This is a genomic window from Actinomyces weissii (assembly GCF_016598775.1).
GTDB classification, from domain to species: domain Bacteria; phylum Actinomycetota; class Actinomycetes; order Actinomycetales; family Actinomycetaceae; genus Actinomyces; species Actinomyces weissii.
This window is the reverse complement of sequence record NZ_CP066802.1, coordinates 2,330,909-2,350,606: the sequence shown is the minus strand read 5'-3', so window position 1 is coordinate 2,350,606 and position 19,698 is coordinate 2,330,909. Positions and strand designations below refer to the sequence as shown.

At 73.3% G+C, this 19,698-nt stretch carries 13 protein-coding genes and 1 tRNA gene; 2 read left to right on the top strand and 12 right to left on the bottom strand.

Annotation, left to right across the window (positions count from 1 at the left end; translation table 11 throughout):
* Positions 1-12: 12 nt before the first annotated feature.
* From hemB to JG540_RS09425, 5 genes are read right to left on the bottom strand one after another with little or no spacing between them, the layout of a single operon-like run.
* Positions 13-1,065 (bottom strand): porphobilinogen synthase, encoded by a 1,053-nt coding sequence (gene hemB, locus JG540_RS09445; protein WP_200275602.1) that lies wholly within the window; start codon positions 1,063-1,065, stop codon positions 13-15.
* Complete coding sequence (locus tag JG540_RS09440; protein WP_200275601.1) at positions 1,062-1,844, bottom strand: uroporphyrinogen-III synthase; 783 nt, start codon at positions 1,842-1,844, stop codon at positions 1,062-1,064. The genes hemB and JG540_RS09440 overlap by 4 nt, the downstream gene beginning before the upstream one ends.
* Positions 1,841-2,971, bottom strand: coding sequence for a hydroxymethylbilane synthase (locus JG540_RS09435; protein ID WP_407648323.1), 1,131 nt, complete (start codon positions 2,969-2,971; stop codon positions 1,841-1,843). Before JG540_RS09435 ends, JG540_RS09440 begins: the two co-directional genes overlap by 4 nt.
* Positions 2,968-4,593 (bottom strand): protoporphyrinogen/coproporphyrinogen oxidase, encoded by a 1,626-nt coding sequence (locus JG540_RS09430; protein WP_200275600.1) that lies wholly within the window; start codon positions 4,591-4,593, stop codon positions 2,968-2,970. The genes JG540_RS09435 and JG540_RS09430 overlap by 4 nt, the downstream gene beginning before the upstream one ends.
* Positions 4,584-5,834 (bottom strand): uroporphyrinogen decarboxylase, encoded by a 1,251-nt coding sequence (locus JG540_RS09425; protein WP_234042795.1) that lies wholly within the window; start codon positions 5,832-5,834, stop codon positions 4,584-4,586. Before JG540_RS09425 ends, JG540_RS09430 begins: the two co-directional genes overlap by 10 nt.
* A gap of 246 nt (positions 5,835-6,080) precedes the next feature.
* On the opposite strand from JG540_RS09425, the gene JG540_RS09420 reads away from it, so the two are divergent.
* A complete protein-coding gene (locus JG540_RS09420; protein WP_200275598.1) occupies positions 6,081-7,565 on the top strand; it encodes a glutamyl-tRNA reductase in 1,485 nt (494 codons plus the stop codon).
* Positions 7,562-9,829 carry a hydrogen peroxide-dependent heme synthase gene (hemQ, locus tag JG540_RS09415; protein ID WP_200275597.1) on the top strand — a complete coding sequence of 756 codons (2,268 nt, stop codon included), beginning with the start codon at positions 7,562-7,564 and terminating at the stop codon, positions 9,827-9,829. Before JG540_RS09420 ends, hemQ begins: the two co-directional genes overlap by 4 nt.
* A gap of 124 nt (positions 9,830-9,953) precedes the next feature.
* On the opposite strand, the gene JG540_RS09410 is transcribed toward hemQ, so the two are convergent.
* The 7 genes from JG540_RS09410 to JG540_RS09380 all read right to left on the bottom strand — a co-directional run bounded on the left by JG540_RS09410 (position 9,954) and on the right by JG540_RS09380 (position 19,611).
* On the bottom strand, positions 9,954-10,445 hold the full coding sequence (locus JG540_RS09410) for an NUDIX hydrolase (protein ID WP_200275595.1): 492 nt from the start codon (positions 10,443-10,445) through the stop codon (positions 9,954-9,956).
* A 180-nt stretch (positions 10,446-10,625) separates the two neighbouring features.
* Complete coding sequence (locus tag JG540_RS09405) at positions 10,626-11,417, bottom strand: type 1 glutamine amidotransferase (RefSeq protein ID WP_267977939.1); 792 nt, start codon at positions 11,415-11,417, stop codon at positions 10,626-10,628.
* The gene (locus JG540_RS09400) at positions 11,414-12,838 is read right to left on the bottom strand and encodes a Mur ligase family protein (protein ID WP_200275593.1); all 1,425 of its coding nucleotides are present in this window, start codon (positions 12,836-12,838) and stop codon (positions 11,414-11,416) included. Before JG540_RS09400 ends, JG540_RS09405 begins: the two co-directional genes overlap by 4 nt.
* Before the next feature lie 877 nt (positions 12,839-13,715).
* A complete protein-coding gene (locus JG540_RS09395; protein ID WP_407648322.1) occupies positions 13,716-15,248 on the bottom strand; it encodes a diacylglycerol kinase family protein in 1,533 nt (510 codons plus the stop codon).
* Positions 15,249-15,840: 592 nt separating this feature from the next.
* Positions 15,841-15,914, bottom strand: a tRNA-Pro gene (locus JG540_RS09390).
* A 407-nt stretch (positions 15,915-16,321) separates the two neighbouring features.
* Positions 16,322-17,332 (bottom strand): metallophosphoesterase, encoded by a 1,011-nt coding sequence (locus JG540_RS09385; protein WP_200275592.1) that lies wholly within the window; start codon positions 17,330-17,332, stop codon positions 16,322-16,324.
* Positions 17,329-19,611, bottom strand: coding sequence for a transglycosylase domain-containing protein (locus JG540_RS09380; RefSeq protein ID WP_234042793.1), 2,283 nt, complete (start codon positions 19,609-19,611; stop codon positions 17,329-17,331). The genes JG540_RS09385 and JG540_RS09380 overlap by 4 nt, the downstream gene beginning before the upstream one ends.
* Between the last annotated feature and the right edge of the window lie 87 nt (positions 19,612-19,698).

The following is a 19,698-nucleotide window of genomic DNA, read 5'->3' as shown; positions in this document are numbered from 1 at the left end:
ACAGCGGTGGGGCTAGCAGGCCCGCAGGCGCTCGGCGAGCTCACGGGCCCAGTAGGTCAGCACGCTGTCCGCCCCGGCCCGCACGATCCCGGTCACGGACTCCATGATGACGCGCTCGCGGTCCACCCACCCGCGTTCGGCGGCGGCCTCCACCATCGCGTACTCGCCACTGACCTGGTAGGCGGCCACCGGCACCGGGCTGTGGGCGGCGACCTCAGCCAGCACGTCCAGGTAGGGGCCGGCAGGCTTGACCATCACGATGTCGGCCCCCTCAGCCACGTCCAGCAGCGCCTCGCGCAGGCCCTCCCGACGGTTGGCCGGGTCCTGCTGGTAGCTGCGCCGGTCCCCCTGCAATGTGGAGCCCACCGCCTCCCGGAAGGGGCCGAAGTAGGCGGAGGCGTACTTGGCGGAGTAGGCCAGGATGCTGACGTCCTCGTGCCCGGTGGCGTCCAGGGCCGTCCGGATCGCCGCGACCTGCCCGTCCATCATCCCCGAGGGGGACACCATGTGCGCCCCGGCCTCCGCCTGCGCCACCGCCATGGCCTGGTACAGGGGCAGGGTGGCGTCGTTGTCCACCTCCCCGGCGCGCGGGCCGCCCGCGGGCCGCAGCACGCCGCAGTGCCCGTGGCTGGTGAACTCGTCCAGGCAGGTGTCCGCGCACACCACCAGTGCGTCACCCACCTCCGCCCGCACCGCCGCCACCGCCCGGTTCAGGATCCCCTCCTGCGCCCAGGCCCCCGAGCCGACGGCGTCCCGGGTGGCTGGCACCCCGAACAGGTCGATCGCCCCCACCCCGGCGGCAGCGCAGGCGGCCGCCTCCCGGCGGATGGAGTCCAGGGTGTGCTGGAGCTGGCCAGGCATCGCCGCTATGGGCTGCGGCTCCGTGATGTCCTCACGCACGAAGGCTGGGTAGATCAGCTGCCCGGGCCGCACCTGCGTCTCCGAAACCAGGCCCCGCAGGGCCGGGGTGGCGCGCAGGCGGCGGGGCCGCACGGTGGGGGCCGCCGGTGCGGGCACGCCCCGGTCCTGCAGGAAGCTTGCGGCGGTGGAAGGGATCTGGCTCATTGCTGCTCTCCTGGTTGGTGGACGGCGGCTACAGCCGCCACGAGCGAATCGGGGGTGGGCTGCTGGGCCACCGCCGTCGGAGGGACCGGCAGCCCCAGGGCCCGGGCGGCCTGCGCGCTAGGCTCACCGAGCGTAGCCAGCACCGTGCCCGCCGGTGGGGCGCCCAGCAGCGCCAGGAGCGCCTGCGCCCCTGAGCCAGCGGTGACCACCACGACGTCGTAGCCACCCGCCCGGTAGCGCCGGGCCAGCCCGGTAGGCAGCTCCGTCGGCGGCAGGGTCTGCGTGGTGTACAAGGGCAGCACCTCCACCCGCCAGCCCCTTTCCCGCAGCCCCTGGGCCAGGTGGGGGCCGGAGAGGGCGGAGCCCGGCAGCAGCACCTGACGGCTTGTGCCCGGTCCGCCTGCCAGCGGCTCCGCCAGCTCTGCGGCTGCTAGCAGGGAGGACGCGCTTCCACCAGCCACCAGGTCGACGGGGCGCCCCAGGGCGGCCTGGGCCGCCTGGGACGTGGCCTCACCCACGGCCCCCACCCGCGTGCGCGGGTGCAGGGCCCCCAGGTCCAGGTGCGCCACCGTGCGGGCGGAGGTGAGCAGCAGCCAGGCGGCCTCACCGGCGGCCAGGTGCGCCTGCGCCCGTTCCCGCACGGGGCCGGGGAGGCTGACCGTGCGGGTCAGGGCCACCGTCTCCACCTGGGCCCCTGCCTGGCGCAGCGCCCGGGCCAGGCGGTCTGGTGCCCGGCGGCGGGTCAGCAGCACCCGGCAGCCGCTGAGCGGCCCGCTCACGCCCGCCCCCGGGGGTCCTGGTGCCGCGGCGTCCTCGTGGCCTGCAGGTCCGCTACCTGAGCGGCCCCCTGCGCCAGCAGCGCCGCCGCCGCCCGGGCCCCTAGGGTGGCCGCCTGCGCGGCTGGGCCCTGCTCCCTGACGGTCACCCGCCGGGCCCCGTCCAGGGAGACGACGGCCGCCTCCAGGTCCAGCCGTTGCCCCTCCACCTGTGCCAGCGCCCCCACCGGGGCGGCGCAGCCCGCCTGCAGGCCAGCCAGCACCGCCCGCTCCGCGATGGCCGCCGCCCGGGCCGCTGGATCGTCCAGGGCCGCGAGCGCCGTAGCCAGGGCAGGGAGCGTCTCGGCCACGTCCGTGCGGGTCTCCACAGCCAGAGCGCCTTGGGCGGGGGCGGGGAGCATGAGCGGGGCCCCCGTGGTGGCGGCCTGCTGCGTGGTGCCCGCCAGTACCAGGCTGGCCCAGCCTTCCAGGCGCAGACGGCGCAGCCCCGCCAGGGCCAGCACCACGGCGTCCAGGTCCGGCTCTTGCACGGCTCCCAGGCTGCCGTCCGCGCTGAGCGCGGGGCCGAGCACCCGGGACAGGCGGGTGGGCACGTTGCCTCGTAGGTCCACTACCTGCAGGTCGGGGCGCGCGGCCAGCAGCTGTGCGGCCCGGCGCGGGGAGCCGGTGCCGACGCGCGCCCCCGGGGGCAGCAGGCCCAGGCCGGGGGCGGGTCCGGCAGGCTCCGAGAGGCCCGGTACGGCGCGGCCCCCAGGCTCCGGGGCGGCGCGGCCCGCCAGGTCGGGCCGGGCGCACAGGGCGTCGCGCGGGTCCTGGCGCAGGGGCACGGCGGCGACCGTCAGGCCGGGTACGGGCGCGGTAGGCAGGTCCTTGAAGGAGTGGACGGCCAGGTCGCAGCCACCTGCCAGCAGGGCCTCGCGCAGGGCCGCCGCGAACACCCCGGTACCACCCAGCCGGGACAGGGAGGTGGGGTCGACGTCGCCGCGTGTGCGCACCGGCACCAGCTCCACCTGCAGCGGCACCTCGGCGCGGGCGGCTGCGGCCTCCAGGTCGCGAGCCACCATCTGGGACTGGGCGGTGGCCAGGGCGGAGGAGCGGGTCCCCAGCCTGACCGTCAGCGTGGGGGTCACGGCTCCTCCTTGATGCTGCTGGTGCCCGCTTCCGGTGGGCGCGATTCATAGGTTGCTGCCAGACGGGCCGCCTGGGCGCGTGCGTGCGCCACCACCGAGGCTATGCCGCTGCCAGCCACCCAGGCCCCGGTCAGCCCCAGCCCGGGCCGGGCCTCGGCCTGGCCGACGACGGCCCGCGCCTGTTCCAGGTAGCTGGCGCTGATCGGCGGCAGGGTGCCGTCCCAGCGCACCAGCTTGTGGTCCACCACCTGCTCCGGGCTGATCCGCACCCCGGTCAAGGCCTCCACGTCCGTCAGGGCCTGGACGAGGCTGACCTCCGGCCGGGGCTGGCCGGGCCGCCCGTAGGACAGGCGCAAGGCATGGGTGTGCGGTCCGTGCAGACGACGCAGCTCCCGCCCCACCCAGGGCCATTTCCGGCTCAGGTGCGACAGGGCCTTGGCCGCTACCGGAGGGGTTCCTGCGGAGACCGGGGCCACCAGCAGTCCCGAGCCCACCGGGGCGGCGTCCAGGCCCGGGCTGCGGGCCACCAGGGTGAGGCGGGCGATGGGGGAGCCTTCCGGCACCGACAGGTCCGCCGCCACCCCGGCCCCCCGCAGCAGGCGCTGTGCGGCCTCGGCGGAGCAGGCCACCACTACCAGGGGGGTGCTCACCAGCTCGGGGCCGCCGGTGGGCACGGGCTCCGCCGAGGGGGTGGGGCCCGGTCCGGTGGGAGTGAGCTCGAGCTCCCAGCCGCCGCTGGCCGCTGGCCGCAGCACCTGCGCGCCGGTGCGGGTGCGGACCTGCCCGCCAGCTTCCTGGACGGCGGTACGCATGGCCTGGGTCAGGGCGGAGAGGCCGCCCACGGTGGTCACGTCCACGGTGCGTCCGCCCTGGCGGGCGCGTCGCTGCGCCAGCAGCTCGGCCACGGCCGCCTGCAGGCTGCCCAGACGGCGGGTGGCGTCCCGCAGTCCGGGGGCCACGTTGTCCGCAGCCAGGTCGGCGGGGTCCGCCGTGTGTATGCCCGCCACTATGGGGCGTACCAGCCGCTCCAGCACCGCCTGCCCCATGCGGGCGCGCACGAACGCGGCCAGGTCGGCAGGGTCCTGCGGGCCGGTGCCCACCAGGGGGCCCAGCCGGGCGTCCTGGGCGGCCCGGCGCGCCCCGTGGGGTCCGAGCACCTGGCGTACGTCGGCTGCCTGCGGATCGGCAGGGACCCCCAGGAAGGAGTCTGCGGGGAAGGGGTGCAGCTCCCAGCCGCCTGCCGGGTGCCTGTGGGGCGCACGGGTCGCGCCGGGCAGGGGCGGGAGGAACAGGTGGGCGCCGCCGCCGCTGGGGGGCACGACCTCCAGCCCGCAGGCCTGCGCGATCTCGCTGACCGCGGTGCCACGCAGCACGAAGCCCTCCGCCCCCAGGTCCAGCGCCACCCCGGCCACCTCTCCCCGTGCCACCAGGCCGCCGGTGTAGCCACGGGCCTCCACCAGCAGGGGGCGCAGGCCGTGCTGGCACAGCTCCCAGGCGGCTGCCAGGCCAGCGGCGCCACCACCGACGACGACGGCGTCGTGGTGCACGGGGCGGGCGCGGCCCCCGGGGTCCTGGGGGGTGTGGGTGCTGTCTGTCAGGCGGGGGGACGGGCTCAGGACCATGGGCGGGGCTCCCAGGTCTGTGCGGCCAGCTCCTGCCACTGCGGGTCCTGGTGCGCCTGGGCCACCACGCGGGTGAGCACGGACGGGTCGGTGCCGGGCGGTACCCCGTGGCCCAGGTTGAGGACGTGCCCAGGGGCGGTCCGGCCCGCCTCCACGCAGGCGGTCACCGCCTGGCGCAGCGGTCCGGGGCCGGCAGCCAGCAGGGCGGGGTCCAGGTTGCCCTGCACGGGGCAGGGGCCGGAGCGGGCGCGGGCGAGGGCCTCCAGGGCCTCGGCCAGGCTGGTGCGGTCGTCCACCCCCACGGCCTGCGCCCCGGCGTCACGCATGTCGGCCAGGATCCGGGCGGTGCCGGTGCCGAAGTGGATCAGGGGGGCGGGGGCCCCGGTGGTGGGGGAGACGGCCCGGCGGGCCCGCTCGATGGCCAGCGCCGAGTAGGGGGCCACCCGGCTGCGGTAGTCCTGGGGGGACAAGGCCCCGGCCCAGGAGTCAAAGAGCTGGGCGGCGCTGGCCCCGGCCTCCACCTGGGTGGCGATGAACTCTCCCGTGACCTGGGCGCACCAGGTCAGCAGCCGCTCCCAGGAGGCGGGGTCGGCGTGCATGAGGCTACGGGTGGTCAGGTGGTCGCGGCTGGGACGGCCTTCAACCAGGTAGGCGGCCAGGGTGAAGGGGGCTCCGCCGAAGCCCAGCACGGGGGTCCACCCGGCGTTACCGGCACTGTGGCGCAGGCCGGCCAGCTCCCGCTCACTGAGCGCGCGCCCCAGGGGGGTGGTGGCTGCGTCGCTGGCTGAGGCTCCGGGGGAGGAGGGGCCGCCCAGCTCGCGCACGGCCTGGGTCACGGCCTGGGCTACGGCCTGCACGCCGTCGGCCCAGCGGCCCTGGCCGTAGCCCTGGGAGGTCAGCCGGGAGACGGCGGCGGCGTCGCGCACCGGGTTGGTGACCACGGGGCCCAGGCCGGGCTCAATGCGCACGTCCACCCCGGCCAGGAGCAGCGGCACCATGATGTCGGAGAACAGCACGGCGGCGTCCACGCCGTGGCGGCGCACGGGCTGGAGGGTGGCCTCGGCGGCCAGCTCGGGGCGCAGGCAGACGTCCAGCATGGGGAGGGCGGCCTGCTCCCGCAGCGCCCGGTACTCGGGCAGGGAGCGTCCGGCCTGACGCATGAACCAGACCGGGGTGCGCTCGGGACGCTCTGCGTCCAGGGCGCTCAGCAGTGCCGGGCGGGGGGATTTAGGTGCGACCATGCTTGCGGAATACCTCATGAATGCCGATAAACTGACAGGGTGTACTGATAAATGATGTTGTGTAAGGGCTCCGTCCCTGACGTCTCGTGCCTGGCGGCTGTCCGGAAAGGCCCTTGAGCCCGCAGGCGCAGCGGTGCCCGCCGCCGTCCCCCGGCCGGAGGATCACGACACCATGTCCACAAAACCCTTGGGGCAGCTGGACTCTATTGTGCCCTGCCCGGCGGCGGGTGCTTGAATGCACGCGCTGTGATCCACCTGCTCTCCGCCGACCACCGTACCCACGGGCTGGACCTCGTCGCCCACCTGGGGGCTGCCAGTGCGCGCCTCGGACCCGACCTGTGCGCCGCCCTGCCCGCAGTGCGCGGCGCCATCGTCCTGGCCACCTGCAACCGCCTGGCGCTCCTGCTGGACGCCGACGACGCAGCCGGTCCCAGCCTGCGCCAGCAGGTCACCGCCTTCCTGGAGCAGCGCGCCCGCCGCACCTCCGGTACCCAGCACCCACAGGACGCTGGCCCGCCCCCCTACCCCCGCCTGAGCCACTGGGGCGGGCAGGAGGCGGTCGCCGAGCTCTTCGCCACCGCCGCCGGGCTGGAGTCCATGGTCGTAGGGGAGCGGGAGATAGCCGGGCAGCTGCGCCGCGCCCACCTCCGGGCCCTCCAGGAGGGCACCACCACCGGTGAGCTCACCCGCGCCGTCGAGCACGCCTCGGCCACCTCCCGGCGCGTGTCCACCAGCACCAGCCTGGCGGGCAACGGACGCAGCGTGGTCGCCGTCGGCCTGGACCTGGCGGCCGCGCAGCTACCCGCCCTGGAACGCTGCCGGGTGCTGCTGGTGGGCACCGGTGCCTACGCCGGAGCCACCGCCACCACCCTGCGCGAGCGCGGAGTCCAGGAGGTAGAGGTCTACTCCCGCTCTGAACGGGCCGCAGCCTTCGCCGCCGGGCACGGGCTGCGGGCGCTGCCTGCCGACGCCCTGCCCGCCGCCCTGGCCCGCGCCGACCTGGTCATCACCTGCCGGGGGCTGGGGGTGCCCGTCATCAGCCCCGACCTCGTGGCCGAGGCCACCCGGCTGCGCCAGCCGCAGGCCCTGCACAAGGTCCCTGTGCAGGACGCTGGCGCCGCCCCCTACCCCGCCACCGGGCGCCCCCTGGTGATCCTGGACCTCGCCCTGCAGCGCGACGTCGACACCCAGGTCGCCGCCCTGCCGGGCGTGACCCTCATAGACCTGGCCGCCGTGCAGCAGGCCGTGCCCGCCGCCGAGGCCGCCCAGGTCCGTGCTGCCCGCGCCGTGGTGGCCCAGGAGACGCAGGCCTACGCCCGCGCCCAGCAAGGACGACGCATGGGCCCTGTGATACGGGAGCTGCGCCAGCACGTGGACGCCGTCGTGCAGGACGAGGTCTCCCGCCTGCGCCCGCGCGACGGACTGGTGGACGCCCAGGACGCCGAGCGGGCCCTGCACCACCTGGCCGCCCGTCTTCTGCACCACCCCAGCGTGGCCGCCCGGGAGGCCGGGCGGGCCGGACGCCAGGACGAGTACCTGGCCGCCCTCAGCCTGGTGCTCGGCCTGGAGCTGGACCCGCAGCCGGGCACCGCGGCCCCCGACCCCGCAGGCTGCCCCGACCTGCCCACCAGCCCAGGGACCCGCCCGACGCTGCCCGCCGTGCAGCCACCGGTACCCGGCCCCTGCCCCGTCCGCACCCGCACCCCGGAGCCCCAAGGAGCCGCCCGATGACCCAGACCGACCCCCTGGCCCCCTACGACGCGGTCCTGGTCCTGTCCTACGGCGGCCCACAGGGCCCCGAGGACGTGCTGCCCTTCATGCGTAACGCCACCGCCGGGCGCGGCGTGCCCGATGCACGGCTCCTGGAGGTATCCGGCCACTACGCAGGCTTCGGCGGCGTCTCCCCGATCAACGCCCGCAACGCCGAGATGCTCACCGCCCTGCGCGCCGAGCTGGCCCGCCGTGGCTCCCGCCTGCCGGTGGTGATCGGCAACCGCAACTGGCACCCCTTCGTCTCCGAGTCGCTGCGCTCACTGGCCGAGGCCGGGGCCCGCCGCGTCCTGAGCATGACCACCGCCGCCTACGGCTCCTACTCCGGCTGCCGCCAGTACCGGGAGGACACCGCCGCCGCCCTGGCCCAGCTGGCCGCAGGCACCGACGGCAGCACCGGCCAGGGCCGTGAGGCCGACGCCGCCGCCCGCGTGGGCGGAGCCGGGGGTGAGCCGGTCAGCCTCACGGTGGACAAGACCCGCCCCTTCTACAACACCCCCGGCATGCTCACCGCCAACGTGGACGCGATCGTGGCGGCCTTCTCGGAGCTGGAGGCCCAGGGCGTGCCCGCTGCCGGGGTCCGCCTGGTGCTCGTGACCCACTCCGTGCCCGTCGCCATGGAGGAAGGCTCGTCCCCCGGAGCCCTGGGGGCTGCCCGCGCAGGCGTGCCCGGGCTGGTGGAAGCACCGGAAGGAACCAGCGGCGCCGATAGTAGCCAAGGCCACTGCCTCCAGGCCTCCGGGCCTGAGACGGTGCCGCCCGAGCCGGGCGTCGCGGCGGACCTGTCCACGGAGATCAGCTACGTCGAGCAGCACCAGCGGCTCATCGAGGTGCTGGTACCAGAGGTCACCCGGCGTCTCGGCCTGGACCACCCACCCCACCACGACCTCGTCTACTGCTCCCGCTCCGGCCCCCCGCAGGCCCGCTGGCTGGAGCCCGACGTCAACGACCACCTGGAGGCGCTGGCGGCAGGACGCCTGGTGGACGGCAGCCCGACGCCGGTGCCCGCAGGCGTCGTCGTCGCCCCTGTCGGCTTTGTGGCAGACCACATGGAGGTGGTCTACGACCTGGACACCGAGGCCAAGGACACCGCCGCCCGCCTGGGCCTGCCCTACGCGCGAGCCGCTACCGCCGGCAGCCACCCGGCCTTCATCACCTCCCTGGCGGACCTGCTGCTGGAGCGCGCCGCCGTCGCCCGGGGAGAGACGGTCACCCCCGCCTCCACCACCGGCACCGGCCCCTTCCACACCGTCTGCCCACAGGGCTGCTGCCGCCCCGCAGCCAGCCAGGCAGCCCACCAGCCCAGCAGCGCCCGTCCCGGGCAGCCGCACCACCCCGCAGAACCAGCCGCTCACCCACGCAACGGAGGTAAACCCATGACCGAGCACCCCAACCAGCCCTCTGGCCACCACGCTGCTGGCGCCACCCACCCCCACGCCCCTGCCCCGGAAGGCACCGGCCCCGACGCCGCCGGCATCCACCGCTTCAACGACGAGGTCCGCCGCCCCCACCACGACCCGCGCGACGCCACCGACGTGGACTTCGACGCCGTCAACAACCAGAAGCACTACGCCCTCTACACGGTCTTCCGCCTCCAGCGGCCCCTGCCCTCCCTGGAGGACGTGCGCCGCAAGCTGGTCGGGGAGTCCACCTACTTCGTCGAGCAGTCCGAGGTGACCACCCGCGGCTGGTACGACGTGGCCGGGCTCCGCTCCGACGCCGACCTGCTCATCTGGTGGCTGGACGACGACCCCGAGAAGCTCCTGGACGCCAACCACCGCCTGCGAGCCTCCGCACTGGGACGCTACCTGGAGCCCGTGTGGTCCTGCATGGGCCTGCACACCCCCGCCGAGTTCAACGCCAAGCACATCCCAGCCTGCTTCGGGGGAGTGGCCCCCCGCGACTGGCTGATGGTCTACCCCTTCGTGCGCTCCTACGACTGGTACCTGCTGCCCGCTGAGGAGCGCTCGCGGATCATGGCCGCCCACGGCCGCAACGGCTTCTCCCGGTACCCGGACGTCAAGGGCTCCACCCTGGCGGCCTTCGGCATGAGCGACTACGAGTGGGTCCTGGGATTCGAGGCGGACAGCCTGGACCGGCTGGAAGGGGTCATCCACCACCAGCGCTACACCGAGGCCCGCCTGCACGTGCGCGTGGACACCCCCTTCTACACCGGGGTGCGTGTCAGCCCCGCCGAGTGGGCGGAGCGCCAGCCCCGGTCCTGAGCTCGCCGCCGCCTGCCGCCGGGTGCCCGCAGGGCCCTTCCAGCACCTGCCGGGCACCCGGCTCCGGGCAGGGAAACCGCCTCTGCCCCAGGGGCCAGCCTGACCCCGAGGCGTACCAGGGGCCTTAACGCCCCAGCTGCACCGCCGTCGGGTCCGCCAGCCAGGCTAGCGCCGCCGCGACCCGCCCCCGGGAGGACTCCTGCAAGGGCTCCGGCAGGGCGTCAGGAGGGAACCAGCCCACCTCGGTGGACTCCTCGTCGCCTACGCGGGTGGCCGCCACCTGCTCCTGGCTGGCGCGGGCCACCAGGGTGATGTCCATGAAGGTGCAGCGGTCCCCGTTGGGGAAGGTGATCTCCCTCCCCGCCGTCACCCCGGCCAGCCCCAGCACCTGCGGCTCCACGCCGGTCTCCTCCAGGCACTCGCGCCGGGCACAGGCCGCGGGCTGCTCACCGGGCTCGGGGATGCCGGAGACCACCGCCCAGCAGCCGGTGTCGCTGCGGCGCCCCAGCAGCAGCCGACCCTGCCCGTCCAGCACCACCACGCTCACGCCCGGCAGCCACAGGGGGTCGTGCCCGATCTTCTCTCGTAGCGACAGGATGAACTCAGGAGTTGGCACGGGCCCACCCTAGCCCGCGCGGGCGTCAGGTACGTGACGAGGGCGCCCGTAAGCGGCTGAGCCGGGGCGTGCTTGGGTCCGCCAGGCACGCGGCGGCCCGGCGCCCTGCATCCAACGCGCCCGCGCCCCCGCGCCCCCGCAGCCCGGCACCCAGCTCCCCGCGTTCCGCAGCCAGGCCGCCTAACGCGGACGGGAGGCAGCCACCTCGCGAGCCCGCTGCGTCATCGTGGCCAGGTCCACCGGGGCGGACGGCGCCAGCACGTCCAGGGGCGCCGGGTCCCAGGTGCCGCCACCGTGCCGCACCGCCCGCTCCAGCAGCCAGTCCGCCACCGCCGGGTTCTTAGGCAGCAGGGAGCCGTGCAGGTAGGTGCCGATCACCTGGTGGACGCGCGCCCCCTCCGTGCCGTCCTCACCGTTATTGCCCTCGCCGCTGCGCACGTGCCCGAAAGGCCGGGTGCCAGCCCCCAGGCGGGTCACCCCCGAGTGGTTCTCATAACCCACCACCTGGCCGAAGTCCTCCGACTCCAGCACGATGTTGCCGATCATGCGGTGCGCGCCCCCCACGGTCTCGGCGTCAAACAGCCCGATCCCAGGTATCACGGAGCCCTCCGCAGTGACGAAGCGGTGCCCGAACAGCTGGTACAGGCCGCAGATCACCAGCATCGGCACCTCCGCCTGCGCCCACTCGCGCAGCCGGGGCCCCACCGCCACCAGGTCGTCCTTGATGCGCTCCTGCCCGGAGTCCTGGCCGCCGCCACCTACCACCAGGTCCACGGCCGTGGGCAGCTCGCTGCCCATGTCGTAGGAGTACAGCTCCACGTCGTAACCGGCCCAGCCGGCCCGCCGCAGCAGGGTCAGTGTGTTGCCCCAGTCGCCGTAGATGTTCATGTCGCGCGGGTAGAGCTGCAGCAGGCGCAGACGGCCCCGCGCGCCGCCGTCGATCTGGGTGGGGTACAGGACCGGGGCGCTCACTTCATGACCTCCTCGACGTCGGTGAGCTCACCAAGGCGGGCGCGCAGGGCGAGCATGGCGGTGTAGGTGGTGAACACCCGCACGGGCCGGTCCTGGGCGGCGGCCCGCTCCCGCAGCCGCTCCAGGGCCCGGTTCAGGTCCGGTTCCACCACCTCCACGGGCACGCCGTCGTAGCGCAGGCGCAGGGCCATGTCCCAGCAGCGCACGCCGGTCACCACAGCCACCCCCTCCTGGCGCAGGGCGGAGAAGTCCACGTCCCACAGCCAGGACATGTCCCGGCCGTCGGCGTACTCGTCGTTGACGGCCACCATCACGGTCTCCGCGCCGCCGGAGCGCACCGCCTGCTCCGCAGTCAGCAGCCCCATGCGGAAGCCCGCCGGGTTCTTGACCAGGGAGAGCTCCACGTCCCGGTCGTCCAGGCGCAGCACCTCGCCGCGACCGAAGGCCGCCTCCACCCGGGCCAGGGCGGACAGCAGGGGCTCCAGCCGTGCCTGCTCACCAAGCACCTCCAGCACCAGGGCCAGGGCGGCGCAGGCGTTGAGCTGGTTGTGCACGCCCGGGATCGCGAAGGACACCTTGTGGCGGGCGCCGTCGACGCTCACGACGGCATCGCGGCCCTGCAGGGACTCCAGGCGCACGCGCGGGGCCGGGCAGAGGCGGGTACGCCTGGCGGTGGGGTCCGTCTCGGCGGTGCTGCGGGCGGCGGCCGCCTTCGCCTCCGCCTCCGGGTCCACCGGGGCGTGCGGGTCGGTCAGGCAGGCGGAGCCGACGCGCAGGTCGTCGTCGGAGAGGAAGAGGTCCCGCAGCTCCTCCCCGACGCCGAAGGAGGTGACGCGGGCGGTCAGGTGGCGCAGGAAGCGGTTGGCGGACAGGCGCGGGTCGTCGGCGTTGACCACCACCGCGTCGCTGGTGGAGCGGGCCACCTTGTACAGCAGGGAGGCGGTGTAGTCGATCTCCCCGAAGCGGTCCAGCTGGTCGCGCATGACGTTGAGCAGCAGGGCGGCGCGGGGGCGGACCCGCTGGATGAAGCGTACGGCGTGGGCCTCGTCCAGCTCGAGCACGGCGACGTCGGCGTCCACCCGGCCGCTGGCGTCCACCTCCATGAGCAGGGAGGCGAGCACGCCGCGCACGAAGTTGGAGCCGGTGCGGTTGGTCAGGACCTTCAGGCCCTGGCTGCTGAGCAGCTCCACGACCATCTTGGTGGTGGTGGTCTTGCCGTTGGTGCCGGAGACCACCACCACGCCCAGGGGCAGCTGGTCCAGGGTGCGCTTGAGGAAGCCGGGATCGGTGCGCTCCATGACCAGGCCGGGCAGGGCGGTGCCACCGGTGCCGCCTGACCGTAGGCGTACGGCGGTGCGGGCCGCCCGGCCTAGGGCGACGGTCAGGCCCGAGCGCAGGGACGCGGCTGCGGACAGTGTCATGGCGGCTCTCCTGGCGACGACGACGGAACAGCCCCAAGTCTATGGCCCCACCGCCCCTTTCTCGCGAGACCGGGACATATGGCTCGCGAGACCGGTAAGGGTGCCCTTAGCTGGGGGTGGTTCGGATGCGCTTGGCGGCTGCTGGTGCTCTCGACGACGACGGCGCTCGCTGGGCGCGCTGTAGGTAGGGGACGGCCTGGTGCCGTGCAGGGTGCGGCGGCTGGGCGTCATGGAACGGGGACCGGGGCGCCCCCAGGGCGTGCAAGGCGCGGTTGCACACACGGTGAGGAGCGGCCCAAAGGTCGGAGAGGCGCCTTGCTCTGAAGTTACAGGGAATACTCCCTGGAGTATTCCAGCTTGGCTGCTTCCTGGGCCTGGGTTGAATGTGCGACGACGACACTGTTGCGCACCTCATGCCGCCCTGCCCACCACCGGCTAGCCAGAGATGTTGGAATCCCAGTACCGGCCTGGTCCCAATGTGTGCGAAAAGCACCTGGGCGGCAAGCTCCCGCCCGCTCCCTGGGGCGCTGGGCTCCAGTGCGGGGATCTGGGGCTCCGGGGTGCAAGGGTCCCGCCCAGCCTTCGGCCGTGCTGACATCTAGTGCCCCTGCGCCCTCTTGGACGCTCGGGCCGCGAGGCCCGAGGCCCCGAGGCCCGGTCCCCGAGGCCCCAGACCGCCAGAGGTCTATGGCCCTGGGGCGCCCACGGAACCCAGTCGTCCCAGCGAGAGCGTCATCTGTGTCAGGTAAGGGGTGGGCTGAGCCGCAGTGCCTGCAGCCACGTCTCCTAGTGACCGGCCCCCCAGTTATCCACAGCCAAGGTCATCCTTACCGAACTCGCGGTACATATGTCCCGGTCTCGCGGTGAGAGAGCGGGGTTACTGGGGGACGATGACTCGCAGGGTGCCAGGCTCCACCTCTACCTCCAGCCGACGCACCTGCCCGGCGGTGTCGCCGTCGATCTCGAAAGGCACTGGCTCGTCGGCCTCGATCACCACCCGGCGCGCGCTCGCCAGGGTGAAGCCCTCCAGCTCACGGCCCGTGAGTATCTGCGCCCCCAGCCTGGCCCAGTCCGTGACCCGCTCCGGGCTGGCCAGCAGCAGGTCCACCCGCCCGTCATCCGGCTCGGCCTGTGGGAAGAGCGTCATCCCGCCGGTGATGGTCCCGACGTTCCCGAGCAGCGCCATCACCACCTCCTGCTCCTGGGCGGGCTCGTCATCCAGGCTCACCCGGGCCTTGAACGGGTCGGGCACCGCGTTGGCGACGGCGGCCACCGCGTAGGCCCCCGAGCGGATGACCTTCTTCAGGTCGTCGTCGGTGTCCTCCATGATCTTGGCGTCCAGCCCCATGCCGGCCATCACCACGAAGCGCTCCTCGGTCTCCCGGCCCTGCTCGTCCTGGGCCCGCAGGCGCACGACGTCAACGGGGCGACTGCGCCCGTGCAGGGCCAGCCGCAGGGCCGAGTCGGTGTCCAGGGGCACCATCAGGTTCCGTGCCAGCAGGTTGCCTGTGCCCGCAGGCACCAGGGCGACGGCGGTGCCGGTGCCCGCCAGGGTGGTGCACACGGCACGCACGGTGCCGTCCCCGCCAACCACCATGACCAGGTCCACGCCCTCCTCCAGGGCCCGGGTGGCCGCCTGGGCACCCGCGTCCTGCGGGGTGGTCTCCAGCCACAGCGTCGGCTCCCAGCCCGCGCGCAGGACCTCAGACTCCACCCGACGGCGCAGCAGGGACAGGTCGTCGACCTTGGTTGGGTTGAGCACCACCGCCGCACGCTTGCCGGTGCGTTCCTCGGGCAGGCCGAAATGTGCCCAGCCGGACAGGATCGTCTCAATGCCCCCTATGAACAGGCCCAGGTTGGCTACTGCCGTGCCGAGCAGCACCCCGCCCAGCAGGTCGCTGGTGCGGGCCATGCCGGTGGACCACTGGGCCAGGCCGGTCAGGGCCACCGCCCCCGCCGCCAGCAGCGTCCGCCCCAGCACCCAGGTCTGGGGACGGCGGTGCGCCCGCGTCAGGGTGACCAGCACCCAGCTGCCTAGCAGTACCGCGGTGACGTGCCCGTTGGGGAAGGAGCCGGGCAGGTAGAAGGAGACTGAGTCCGCGAAGTGCGTCTGCGGGCGGGGCCGGTCGATCCAGGCGGCTAGCAGCAGCTGCAGGGGAATGCCGCTGGCGGTGATGGCCAGGGCCACGGTCAGACGGCGCATCCGCTGCTTGAAGCTCAGGGCCGTGGCCACCAGGATCGCCGCGAGCATGACCAGCGGGTGGGTCAGCAGGCTCAGGGCCTCGGCCACCTGGCCCCAGGCGGAGCGGGGGGTGAACAGGACCTGGCGGGAGCCGACATCGAGCTCGTGGGACTGGCCGGAGACGATGAACCAGGTGAGAGCCGCGAAGGCGACTGTGCTCGACACCACGAGCGCCGCCTCGAGGCGCGGGCGACGCATCCGGGCGCGTGAGCTGCTTGGTGCGGTTCCTGTCATGCTGGCGGTGGGTTCCTGGGGCTGGTACTGGCGTTGTAGCAGGACCAGGGTAGTGCGGTGGGGCGCTGGGCAGGCGGACCCGACGTCGGCGGTGCGGCTGGGACGGCTTGCGCGGGGGTTGTCACTGGCGGAGGGATAGAAGCCCTCGCAAGGGTTGCTGATGCTTCAACTACCGCGGAATCAAGCCAGAATCTTCTTGGGCGTAGTGTCGGGGGGCTGTTCTAGTCTTCCACCAGTGACAGAACGTTCCTGCTCAGGTGGGGAGGGGGCGCGCTTCCTGTCCCGCTGCGCCTGGCGCAGGAGGAACGTGCCTGCTCTGGCGGGGAGGGGGTCCGCAGACAGGCGGATCGCCAGAGCAGACGGAACACCAAGCGTCCGGACCAGTCGGTACTGCCGTGGACACCAAGCTAAAGGGTGCCCATGAGCTTGCTCATGGGCACCCTCCTGGTTGGGGTACTCGACCGGACGGTCTCTTAGACCTTCCTCCTCGGAGGTCTCACGAGCAAGCTCGCGGACTTCCTCATCGTCGGGGTGGCGGGATTTGAACCCACGACCTCTTCGTCCCGAACGAAGCGCGCTACCAAACTGCGCCACACCCCGTGTGCAGCGGTGGCAACTATAGCCACTGGCGCGCGCCCAAGGAAATCCAGGTCGGTGAGTACTGCGTCACCTAGCGGCCTCGGAGGTGGGGCGCGGTCCCGGGCCGGTCCCTCAGGACGTAGCCCGACGGCGGCCCGGTTTCCCGGTGGCGTACCCGCCTTGCCTTGTGTCTGTACGGCTCCGTGGGGCTGTCGCCGTCCAGCGTCCCAGAGGGGTCGGCTGGTGGGCCCCTGCCCCTGTGCCCGCCCACTAGGGCCGGCTGGTGCGAGGTTCGGCTGTGCTACCGGGGCCGTCTGGACCGGCACCTGTCCGGCGGCGGGCCTGGACTCAGCAGCCGTCCCGTGCCTGTCCGGCAGCCGGGTGCAGGACGCTCAGCCGCCCCCGGGCCGCTCAGCCAACCTTCCCGGTCACTGCGGGGCGGCCACCAGGGTCAGCAGGGTGGCCTCAGGGCGGCAGGCCAGGCGCACCGGCGTGAACGGGCTGGTGCCCAGCCCCGCGCTCACGTGCAGCAGCAGCGACTCCGGCCCGGCCACGCCCTCACCAGGCGCCCCCGCCTGCAGGTGCTCCGGCCAGGCCGAGACCCCGGAGGCCCGCGAGCGGTCCAGGTCGCAGTTGGTCACCAGCGCCCCGAATCGCGGCAGGCACAGCTGTCCACCGTGGGTGTGGCCCGCCAGCAGCAGGTCGACGCCGTCCTGACGCATGGCCTCCAGCACCCGCAGGTAGGGGGCGTGCGCCAGGCCCAGGCGCAGGGGACGCCCGCTGACTGACAGCACCGTCTCGCCGTCCTCCGCCGGGGCGCTGGGCCCTGCCCCGGTGGCAGCGGCTGGGGGGAACACGTCCCGGTCCACGTGGGCGTCGTCAACCCCCACCAGCTCCAGACGGCGCCCACCCGTGACCAGGTGCCCCCGGGTGTTGGTCAGCTCCACCCAGCCCGCCCGCGCCTGCAGGTCACGGATCTCCTCCCAGGGCAGGACCTCCTGGGCAGCCAGCTGCTCGGGGTCGTCGGCGGTGCGGGGGTCGGCCCGCAGGTAGCGCGTGGGGGACTTGAAGACGGTGGTGTGGTAGTCGTGGTCTCCCAGCACGAAGGCCCCCGGGAAGGCCGTCAGGGGCTCCAGGGCCTCCCGCAGGGGCTCCAGGCCGTCCGCCAGGGCCAGGTTGTCCCCGGTGTTCACGACGACGTCGGGCCGCAGGCGCGCCAGGTCCCGCACCCACTCCACCAGCCAGGTGCTGTAGGAGGACAGGTGCAGGTCGGAGACGTGCAGGATCCGCAGGGGGGCCTGCCCGGGCGCCAGGCAGGCTATCTCTACCTGCCGCAGCACCGGCCGGCGGGCCTCCAGCAGGGACCAGCCCAGGACTCCCAGGCCCAGGCCGGTCAGGGCGCCCGCAGTACGCAGCAGGCTCCGGGGGCGGGGGCTCAACGCTCGTCCTCCTTGCGGTTCTGGAGGCTGAGGCTGGAGGTGCTGCCCGTGGAAGCGCCCTGGGAGCCTCCTGGCCCGCTGGCGTTCGCCTGGGCCGGGGTGCTGGAGGTGCCGGGGCTGGCGGGTGCCTGCCCGGAGGCGTCCTGCTTCTTCTTCGGGGGGGCAGGCGCCGGCGCGGGCTTGTTGCCCAGGCTGACCTGGTTGAACTGCTGCACCTCAGAGTTGGCCAGGGCGGTGGCCATGTAGTCACGCCACATGGGGGCGGCGATGGTGTTGCCGTAGACCTGACCGTAGTAGCGGCCGCCGATCATCTGGTGGCTCAGCGAGTAGTCGCCGTCGGAGTGCCCCACCCAGGCGGCGCTGGACAGCTGCGGGGTGTACCCGACCATCCAGATGTTGTTGGCGTAATCGGTGGTGCCGGTCTTGCCTGCGGCGGGACGCCCGGGCAGTGCGGAGTTCGCAGCGGTACCGCCTCGGGCGAACACGGAGGTGAGGGTCATAGTCACCTGGTCGGCGACCTTCGGGTCGATCACCTGGCTGCAGTCGCTGCTGGGGACCTCCAGCGAGCTCCCGGACTTGTCCGTGATGGAGGTGATCGCGACCGGCTTGCAGTAGACGCCGTGGGCGGCGAAGGTGGCGTAGGCGTTGGCCATGGCCAGAGGCGGGGTGTTCATGACGCCCAGGATGATGGAGGGCAGCGGGTCCAGCTCGCTGCCGTCCGGCTTGGTGACCCCCATGGTGGAGGCCAGCTTGGAGACGTCGCAGATGTCCAGCCGGGTGAGCATCTCCGCGAAGCCCACGTTGATGGACTGGCTGGCGGTGTCGTAGACGCTGCGCCTGCCGTTCTCGCTGGGGTCTGAGTTCTGCACCGGCCAGGGCTCTACGGTGCCGGGGCCGCCACAGATCCGCCACTCGCGGTCGGTGAAGGTCCGGGGGTTGGTGTTGACCACCTCGTAGGCGGAGCGCCCTTGGCGGAACCACTCTGCCAGCACGAAGGTCTTGAACACCGAGCCGGGCTGGAAGCCGTTGGAGGTGGTGCCCTCGTGGGCGGCGTCGGCGCTGAAGGAGATCTGGGTGGAGGTGTCGCCTGGCTGTGTCGGGTCACCGAAGCTGGTGTTCTGGGCCATGGCCGTGATCCGGCCGCTGCCGGGCTCGACTGAGACGACGGCGGCCTTGGCGTTGGAGGGGTCCCCGGTGGGCACCCAGGACTCCACCGCCCCCTGGGCCGCCTGCTGGTGCTCCATGTTCAGGGTGGTGGTGATGGTCAGTCCGCCCCGCAGCAGCAGCTGCTTGCGGGTGGCCTTGTCCTGGCCGTAGAGCTCGGAGCTGAGGATCTCGGAGGCCACGTAGTTGCAGAAGTAGGCGGCGGAGCCAGCCGCCCCGCAGCCGCCGACGGTCTTGGTGACGTTGAGCAGCTGGTCGATGGGGGTGGCCTTGGCCTCGTCGTACTGGGCCTGGTCGATGAACTGCTCGTGCAGCATCTTGTCCAGCACCCACTGCATACGGTTCGCGGCCTGCTCAGGCTGGGTCACGGGGTCGTAGGCGGCGGGCGCGTTCGTCAGCCCCGCCAGCAGCGCCGCCTCCGCCACCGTCATCTCCTTGGCGGAGTGGGAGAAGTAGTGCTGGGCGGAGGCCTCCACGCCGTAGGTGGAGGGGCTGAAGGCGGCCAGGTTCAGGTAGCCCTCCAGGATCTTCTGCTTGGGCAGCTGCTTCTCCAGGGTCAGGGCGTACTTGATCTCCTTGAGCTTGCGCGTGAACGTGCCAGCGCGGGCGGCGGTGATGGCGGAGTCGTCGCCGGACTGCAGGCCCGCCTCGATCAGCACGTTGCGCACGTACTGCTGGGTCAGGGTGGAGGCGCCCTGGGTGGACTCGGTGGAGGCGTTCTTGACCAGGGCGCGCACCATGCCGACGGGGTCCACTCCCTTGTGCTGGAAGAACCGCCGGTCCTCCACGGCCACTACCGCGTTCTGCATGTTCGGGCTGATCTCGCTCAGCGGCACCACGATGCGGTTCTCGGCGTAGAAGGTGGCGATCTGGGTGCCGTCCGCGGCCTTGATGACTGAGACCTCGCTGGGTTCCAGGACGTTGAAGTCGCTGGGGAGCTCGTCGAACATGGCCTGGCTGGCCTTGGTGAAGGCGGAGGCCGCCCCTACCAGGGGCATCGCGAATCCTGCTGAGAGCACGCCACCGGCTGCGGCGACCAGGGTGAAGACCAGCAGCATGGAGATGATCTGGGAGGGCTCTAGGGACCTTCCGCGGGAGGGTGCAGACGGCAACATGCACCCAGCGTACGTGCAAGTGCGTGAAATGGCTTGTGGCGTCTGCCGGTTTGCGCCGCTAGCGTGCGTGGATCGCCTGGGTAGCAC